A 7615-nucleotide genomic window follows, 5' to 3' on the forward strand; every position below is an offset into this window, starting at 1 on the left:
AAATTGATTTTTTGTTTAACTTTATTAAAATCCCGTTTTTCCTCAAAGCTTCTTAAACCTATTTACAAATAAAAAAAGAAGCAAAAAAATTGCAAACGCGATATGTTCCCCCCTCTTACTTTCCCATTTGATAATGTGCAAACTACTTTTTGCAACTTTAAACAATATATCTATCCATTACTTGAACTACCCCCACGTTAACTTCGTTTAGAAGTGAGGGATTCCTGTCATCTCTTGTTCAAAGCCTATTCATCTCCCGCCTACTCACTAGACTGTGCCCCTTCGCCGCTCCTTGAGGAAGGATTCTTCTTGGCTAAAATAATAAAAAAAGAGCCACCCAGACCAGGGAAGCGCCTACAATAATTGTTATAAACCTATTTATTCTCAAATCATTTATTTCTTTGCTTCCATACCCCATTTTCTTTACGATAAGTATTTTTTCCATTCATGAATCCTGCTGTATTACCAGGAATGATATATTTCTTATTCTTAGACTTCTTCTTCATCCTCTTTTCTTCTTGAACAACTTGCAAATCCACCTTCCATTGTTTTAACAAATCCTTTTTACGTCGCATCGAATTTATACCCCTTATATTGAAATGAAAATCCAATAATCATATTATATATATTTATACATTTTTTCAATAAAAAGAGAGCACCCTGCTATTGGTGCTCTCAATGTGAATTGGGGTTTATCCTGAGCATTGAATAGGACACGAAGAACTTGTCCTATTGCATTATATGCTTGTCCTTATAATAATGTGCAATAAAAAAAGCACCCTCGCCCAGGCGCCAAAAGATACATATACTGTGAGGTAACTAACACGTTAGAAAAGACCCTTCCATATCATTGTATGATTATCAAATATCTTTATATCTAGATTACACATTAAATACATTTAATGTGTAATTTCTATATAACAAAGAAAAAAGCACCTGTCATGGATGCTTAATGTTAAGATTTATGGCCATAAGCACCTTATTTGCACTCACACCCGCCACACTGGAATATGTCATTGTTATACATTCATTGGTCTTTTCATCTTAACGCTGGTTCTTACCGTCTTTCTCGCCCTACTATGTGGTATACATTATCGTGACACTTCACTTATAGGTGTACTAATCCTCTTCGATATGCGGTTTTCAAAGGGCTTATACATTAATAATACCGTTGATTTCATTATCAAAATCCCCCCTTTTTTTGTCGGCATTTTGTCGATGCTTTTAAAAATATAAATATTACAATTTATTACATTTTTTCTTTTTTTAATAATAGATGTATCCCATTTAGTTATTAATATCATATAATTAAAATATAGTAATTATATGTAGTTGAGGATAGTTAGACATGATAGTACAACAAGAAAAAGTAACAAGGCGGATTCTTTGTAGGAAATGTAAATCTGATCAAATAGTTGGTAATAAACGTGGTTATAATTTCAAAAGGGTGTTTTTAATTCTGTTTCTTATGTTAGCTACACTTATAGCTATTGGAATAGTTCCTCGACATTCTCCACTGACTAACGTAACCTAATTAATATTACGAGATACAAAAACATCCTGCATGTTTGAACCATGCAGGATGTTTTCTAGTCTTTGTTTTTCATAATGTAAGAAACCAGACGAAGGATCTCCAGGTATAACCATACTAATGTCATCATAAGCCCTACTGCGCTGTACCATTCCATATACTTTGGTGCTCCACTCTGAGTACCATTTTCAATTGAATCAAAATCTAGCAATAAATCTAATGCAGCAACAACAATTACAACTGAACTTATGATGATACTAATTGTCCCACCTTGGTGAATATATGGAACAGTCACCCCTAAGATACTCAATAAGAAAACAATAAAATACATAATAAAAATTCCAAGTGTTGCAACCGTTACAACCGCACGAAACTTTTTAGTTACTTTTACTATTCGAATTGCGTATAACACTAACATGGCAAATAAAATCGAAATTGTTAGTAATACGGCAGTTAAAGCGATAGAATCACCAAATCGCATTGTATAATACGCTGAAATACTTCCTAATAAAATCCCTTGTAATACTGCGTAAATCGGTGCGCAGATTGGTGATATACGAGGAATGAATATAACTACAAATGCGACAATTAGAGTAACTATTATAATTCCAATTAACACAGGTATTTTCATTGTCCCTTGTGTCATCTGTACGTATGAATAGACAGACGCTGCAAGAAGTAAGATAAGCAAAATGAATGTTTTTGCTATCGTTCCGCCAATAGTCATTGTAGAAGCATTTGTATTCTCTTTATGAAATTTTTCTTTTTTTAATATTGGATTAGTTGTTCTCATTTTTCCTTCCTAAATACACTCTACCTTTGAAGCAGATCTTTATATTTCTAATTTTTTATCAATGATACGACCTGTAATAGCTGTTAGGACAATAATGAATAAGCAAGTAAAACATACATCTAAAATAGTGAATCCTTCACTAGGATACAGTGATGTGTCAATAAAACCATTTTTATCTATGAATCCCGTACTCTTTATGGTGATTACATATTTCTCTAATTTACTTAAAACATCCAGTACTAATGTTTGGATTGTTAAAAATAAAGCAAAGAAAATAACAGATAAAACCATCTTACTCATTGATGACTTTATAGGAATCAGCTTTGTAATTACCATGATGAAATAGCAGGAGATTAATATACTCATGAAATCGATTCCCCATAATAAAACAGAAAGGATGTGATGAAGAAATCCATATGCATATAACTCATGAAATTCTTGTTGGTATCCCCCGACTACTTTTCCACCGTAGGTACTCTGGGAGAAATAGTATAGAAAAATTAAGCCTATTACTAGTAAAAGAATAAACATTAACGTGAAAAAGAATAAATTTGCATATATATATTTTTTTCCTGAGATGGCTGTATAACGTATCATAGTATTTTTTAGCATTTTATTAAAAGAGGGCAAAGCTATTAAAATCAGTAAAAATGCAGTGCTACCTATTATTGAAATAAATATACCTAATGTTATATCCTTTGTAAGCTGATTTGTAACCTTCGATAGTCCCATCATATTAAATAAAAGAAGTAACGAAATAGTAATAAATCCAAAATAAAAGACGGCTATCTTTTTTCTATTACAATTAAATAAATAACGAAAAAGTGGATTCATTTCTCAAAAACCTCCTTAAATAACTCATGTACTGCTTTTCCATGATGAAAACGAATTTCTTCTACATTTTCATGCAATACAATACTCCCGTCTTTTAAAAAGATTACCTCATCAAATATATTTTCAATTTCTTCTATTAAATGAGTCGAAATAAGAATGGTACTATCTTCACGATAAAAGTTAAGAATTAAATCTAATACATGCTTTCTAGAAATAAGATCAATTCCACCTAATGGCTCGTCTAATACATATACCTTTGCTTTCCTTGAAAAGGTTAATATTAGCTGTAATATCCCTGTTTTCCCTTTTGATAAGCTGCTTATATTCTCCTCTATTGGGATTTTAAAGTTAGCTATTAATTCTATTGCTTGTTGTAGATCAAAATCAGCATACATATCTCGATAGAACAACAAAGCATCTTTTACGGTCATCCATTTTTCAAAAACAGGACTATCGGGCATAAATGAAACGATTTTTTTCGTTTCTAATCCCACCTTTTTATCTTTAATTGTAATACTTCCTTTAGAAGGAAAACGTAAACCCGAAATCATTTTTAATAATGTCGTTTTCCCGCTACCATTTTCACCAACAAGACCGATAATTTTTCCTTCTGAGATTGTTAGGCTTACATCTTGAATCACTGTTTTTAAATCATATCTTTTCGACAGATTTTCAACTTTCAATAATTCTTTCATTCATTTCCCTCCTTTTTCTTTTCTAAAGAAGAACGGAGCATTGAGAGAACCTCTTCTTCCATAAACCCTAAGTTATTCATTCCATTTATAAAATTATCAAGCAACTCTTTTGACATTTCTTTGCGTAGCTCTGTAATTTTTTCTTCATTCATTGTTACAAATCTTCCTGTTCCTCTTCGTGACTCAGCAATACCTTCCCGTTCTAGCTCTTGAAACGTACGTTGAATTGTATTTGGGTTAACCTGTAATTCACCCGCTAATTCACGTACAGCAGGAATTTTTTCACCTGGCGCCAAACGTCCTGTTACAATTTCTTTTTTGATGTATTCCATTACCTGAACATAAATAGGGGTATTAGGAGAAAACTCAGTTTTCATTTCTTTCCTCCTCTGTATTAGTGTACTAGACAAATGGTACACTAATGTAAATTATTTGTAAATAGTTATTTTGAAAAACATAACAAATGGAAGGTGATATATTTAGTGAATTCATGTAGACACCCAAGTGCCAAAAAGGACCGTTTAAGGAACTCTATTTAGTTCTAACAAAACTGAAAGAACTACGGTTAAAAACCCGTTCTAAAACTCATTACTAAAAACAAAGTCCCATAACAAAAATTAAATGTCGTTTAAGGAACTTTGTTAACGTACGGAAAAAACCAGTTTTTAACTTAGAAATTCCTTAGCATACGAAATTCGCGTTTAGTTGGCGCGACCCCATTATTAAAACGTGCTTTTAAGGTGCGATACTCTTTTAAAATACTGACCACTTCCTGTTGCAACCTCTTCTTCATTTCTTTGTCCATTACTGGTAATAATGTTATTTGCTCTATCAATAATCCCCCTATTTCTAAATTTTGGTTTTTATATTTATATACGGTACGTGAAATTTTGATATTTTATTATTGAATAAGGAGAACATACATAACCAGTAGTCCCATCATCCAATCTGCATGACTCTGTTATCTATTAAGCCTTTAATAACTTACGTTTCTTGTTAGTCATCTTCGTTTATTTCAAGTTTTTTAACTTCAATCTTATTTTTCAGTTCATTTTCTATGTATGTACACGTCGATCCTTTAACTTTTATTTTTATACTATCTATCTTAATTGTTTTAGCTATTCTTGCTCCAAAAGGAGATACAGCAAAAAAATTACTTTTGCTATATTAATAATTTTACGTATTTTAATTGCTTGCGTATTAATTATTGCTACTATTATTGAGGCAGAAATGGATGAAACACATTCGAATAATCACAATTCTCTCAAATAACATCTTTTTCATTACTCTTAATTTATATAGGAAACTATGCATTTAAATATTAAAATTTTATTGTGGTTCTCATATAGATTCACATACGACTTTTCTCTGTTTATGGTGCTCTTCATAGTAGTAAGGGCCATTTTTCATTAAAATTTATACAAAAATCTTAATATATAGTTGTAAAAATACTTTATCAAGTGTTAAAATTCCATATATACTCCTTAGGGAGTTCTCGTGTAATTAAACAAGAGTTTAAAAATTCTCGAATCTTAGTCCCTTAGAGCGCCCTCCAAGGGGCTGCTACAATTAAAATAACTTTTTTGATACATTTACGAAACATTCATGTGTTATCTTCAGTAAGTTCTATTCTTTTTATAATATCGTGTGAAATATACCAAAATGAGAAGCCCTAGGCCCCTAAGCCTAGGGCTTCTTCTCTATGCACTTTTATTCTTTTCACAAACCAATCAATTCTTATATTACATATAACGAATTGATTGGTTTGCGATATCTTTATGAAACATTTTTTGATGGTCTCTTATCTTTCCGTATGGGGTTCTTTTTGCAAATAATGCTTTTGTTTAATTTATATTTAAAAAGTTTATTTTCATAAGGCCTACCATTATGTGCTATACTCATTCTTCAAATAATTGTATAAGGAATGTTAAAAATGGATGATAGACCGTCAAGACAATGGAAATTGCGACAAAAGTTAAGAGCACTGAAAACCAAAAACAACAATGACACAAACCCTTTGTTTAGTGAATGCCTTGAATCCCTAGGAAACGAAACTCTCATTTTCTCCCAAGAAAAAAGCCAGCAGATTGCTACTATTTTAATGAATTCATTTCCTATAACTATCTCGGGAAGAATAGATTGGGAACAGATAGATAATCAATTCATAGCTTCGAACAAAGAACAACTAATTTCCCTTATTAGAGCAAACCAACTAGATTTTGATGAACAGATTTTTATAATATGGGATAACTATGAAATCCCTGTAGTAAGTACAAATCTTGATAAAGTATTCCAATCACTAGTTGACGTTGATGCAGTCAGTTTTTATTACTGGCTATTAAACAAAGAATATAGATTCGTAATTGAAATAAACGATGAAGAATTGATTAGGGTTGGATTTCGCTAATACTCTAAGCATATTCCTCATTCTGCTGTTCCATAAAATTCAAATTTTGTTTTAATCAAATACTTCAATCACATGTAAAAGTTACGTAAATATTGTTATGATTCAACCCTTACACCTTAGAAACATTATATAATGAAACACCGAACATTAGGTTTGCAAACGACACCTTTCTGTACGGCACAACTCTTTGCTAGGAGCAAAATCCTAGCCCTTTTTATTTAATCTCGCTAATTCCAAAATCATTTTTTCCTCTTTATGATTCTGATAACTCCTCCACATCTTCTAAAGAAAATGAGCCAAAACTAATGTTAACAACTTGCTATCCTTTTGACTACTATATGGGAGACACTCCAAATTGGTACATAATTGAATCATCTCTTCTTTCCATTAGTTGAGGATGGAAGTCCAATACATATTATTAAAATTAAGATGGTTCATGGCGGAGAAAGGCACCTTAGAATGTCTTTTATTTATGAATAAGATGTACATCAGAAATAATAGATTATAGGACAGAAAGCTAATCTGAAACTTCCAAAATATCTTTTTATTTCCTTTCGACATAATATGACAATTAAAAGATATATAATTTGGTATTATTATAGAGGCAATCTTACATTTTACATAATTGGAGGAACAAACGTGGGAAAAATATTTAAGTTTGGATGCCTAGGCATTATAGCTTTATTTGTAATCGGAATAATTGCTATGGTTGCTGGTGGTGGAGATTCAACAGAAAAAACTTCAACAGACACTACAGCAGTATCAAAAGAAGGTGTATCTTCTGATGTGAAAATCGCTGTAGGATCTATGGAAACAGTAGATTCTGTGGGTAATGAATATACAAAGGAACAAGCACAAGGTGTCTTTAAAATTTTAGAAGTTACACTTACTAATGATCAGAAAGATGCCATCACTGTTGATGCTAATAGTTTTAAATTGGTAGATAACAAAGGTCGTGAATTCACATATTCAACACAAGGTCAAACATCTTTTGACTTAGCTAATGGTGGGAAAACTGACTTCTTCTTAAAACAATTGAATCCTGGTCTAACACAGACAGGTAAAATTGTATTTGATATACCAAAAGACGCTGAAGGCATTTTCTTAAAAGCTAGCGGCGGTATGACAGGTAAAGAAATTAAGTTAAAAGTTGAATAGTTAAAAGCACTCGAAAGAGTGCTTTTATTCTTTCTCAATGTCCAAAATTGCTTAGTGCGTTAAAATAATATTGGGATGGGAGTCCAATACATATTATTAAAGTTAAAGTAGTTTAAATCACAAGGCACATTTGGATGTCTTTTCTTTTGTACATTATATCGATTGTGTGTTCATTGATTTATTATATATACAAGGTA

Annotated in this window: 8 protein-coding genes and 1 pseudogene; 3 read left to right on the top strand and 6 right to left on the bottom strand. The window is 31.5% G+C overall.

Annotated features, from left to right (window positions below):
* Nucleotides 1-389: 389 nt before the first annotated feature.
* The 6 genes from DN403_RS27560 to DN403_RS31410 form a co-directional block, all read right to left on the bottom strand.
* On the bottom strand, nucleotides 390-575 hold the full coding sequence (locus tag DN403_RS27560; protein WP_149185968.1) for a hypothetical protein: 186 nt from the start codon (nucleotides 573-575) through the stop codon (nucleotides 390-392).
* Nucleotides 576-1589: 1014 nt separating this feature from the next.
* Nucleotides 1590-2324, bottom strand: a complete 735-nt coding sequence (locus tag DN403_RS27575; protein ID WP_149185971.1) for a Bax inhibitor-1/YccA family protein — start codon at nucleotides 2322-2324, stop codon at nucleotides 1590-1592.
* Nucleotides 2325-2363: 39 nt separating this feature from the next.
* A complete protein-coding gene (locus DN403_RS27580) occupies nucleotides 2364-3158 on the bottom strand; it encodes an ABC transporter permease (RefSeq protein ID WP_149185972.1) in 795 nt (264 codons plus the stop codon).
* Nucleotides 3155-3853, bottom strand: a complete 699-nt coding sequence (locus DN403_RS27585) for an ABC transporter ATP-binding protein (RefSeq protein ID WP_149185973.1) — start codon at nucleotides 3851-3853, stop codon at nucleotides 3155-3157. The genes DN403_RS27580 and DN403_RS27585 overlap by 4 nt, the downstream gene beginning before the upstream one ends.
* Nucleotides 3850-4230 carry a GntR family transcriptional regulator gene (locus DN403_RS27590; RefSeq protein ID WP_149185974.1) on the bottom strand — a complete coding sequence of 127 codons (381 nt, stop codon included), beginning with the start codon at nucleotides 4228-4230 and terminating at the stop codon, nucleotides 3850-3852. Before DN403_RS27590 ends, DN403_RS27585 begins: the two co-directional genes overlap by 4 nt.
* Before the next feature lie 293 nt (nucleotides 4231-4523).
* The gene (locus DN403_RS31410) at nucleotides 4524-4688 is read right to left on the bottom strand and encodes a hypothetical protein (protein ID WP_179958951.1); all 165 of its coding nucleotides are present in this window, start codon (nucleotides 4686-4688) and stop codon (nucleotides 4524-4526) included.
* 1098 nt (nucleotides 4689-5786) lie between these two features.
* Here DN403_RS31410 and DN403_RS27600 point away from each other — a divergent pair.
* The 3 genes and pseudogenes from DN403_RS27600 (at nucleotide 5787) to DN403_RS27605 (ending at nucleotide 7418) form a co-directional block, all read left to right on the top strand.
* Nucleotides 5787-6260 carry a CDI toxin immunity protein gene (locus tag DN403_RS27600; protein WP_149185975.1) on the top strand — a complete coding sequence of 158 codons (474 nt, stop codon included), beginning with the start codon at nucleotides 5787-5789 and terminating at the stop codon, nucleotides 6258-6260.
* A 293-nt stretch (nucleotides 6261-6553) separates the two neighbouring features.
* Nucleotides 6554-6655 (top strand): annotated as a pseudogene (locus DN403_RS32420) (class D sortase); the annotation flags it as partial.
* A gap of 244 nt (nucleotides 6656-6899) precedes the next feature.
* Nucleotides 6900-7418 (top strand): DUF4352 domain-containing protein, encoded by a 519-nt coding sequence (locus DN403_RS27605; protein ID WP_098300790.1) that lies wholly within the window; start codon nucleotides 6900-6902, stop codon nucleotides 7416-7418.
* The last annotated feature ends 197 nt before the right edge of the window (nucleotides 7419-7615 follow it).

It is taken from the genome of Bacillus sp. AY2-1 (genome assembly GCF_008368965.1).
GTDB classification, from domain to species: Bacteria; Bacillota; Bacilli; order Bacillales; family Bacillaceae_G; genus Bacillus_A; species Bacillus_A thuringiensis_S.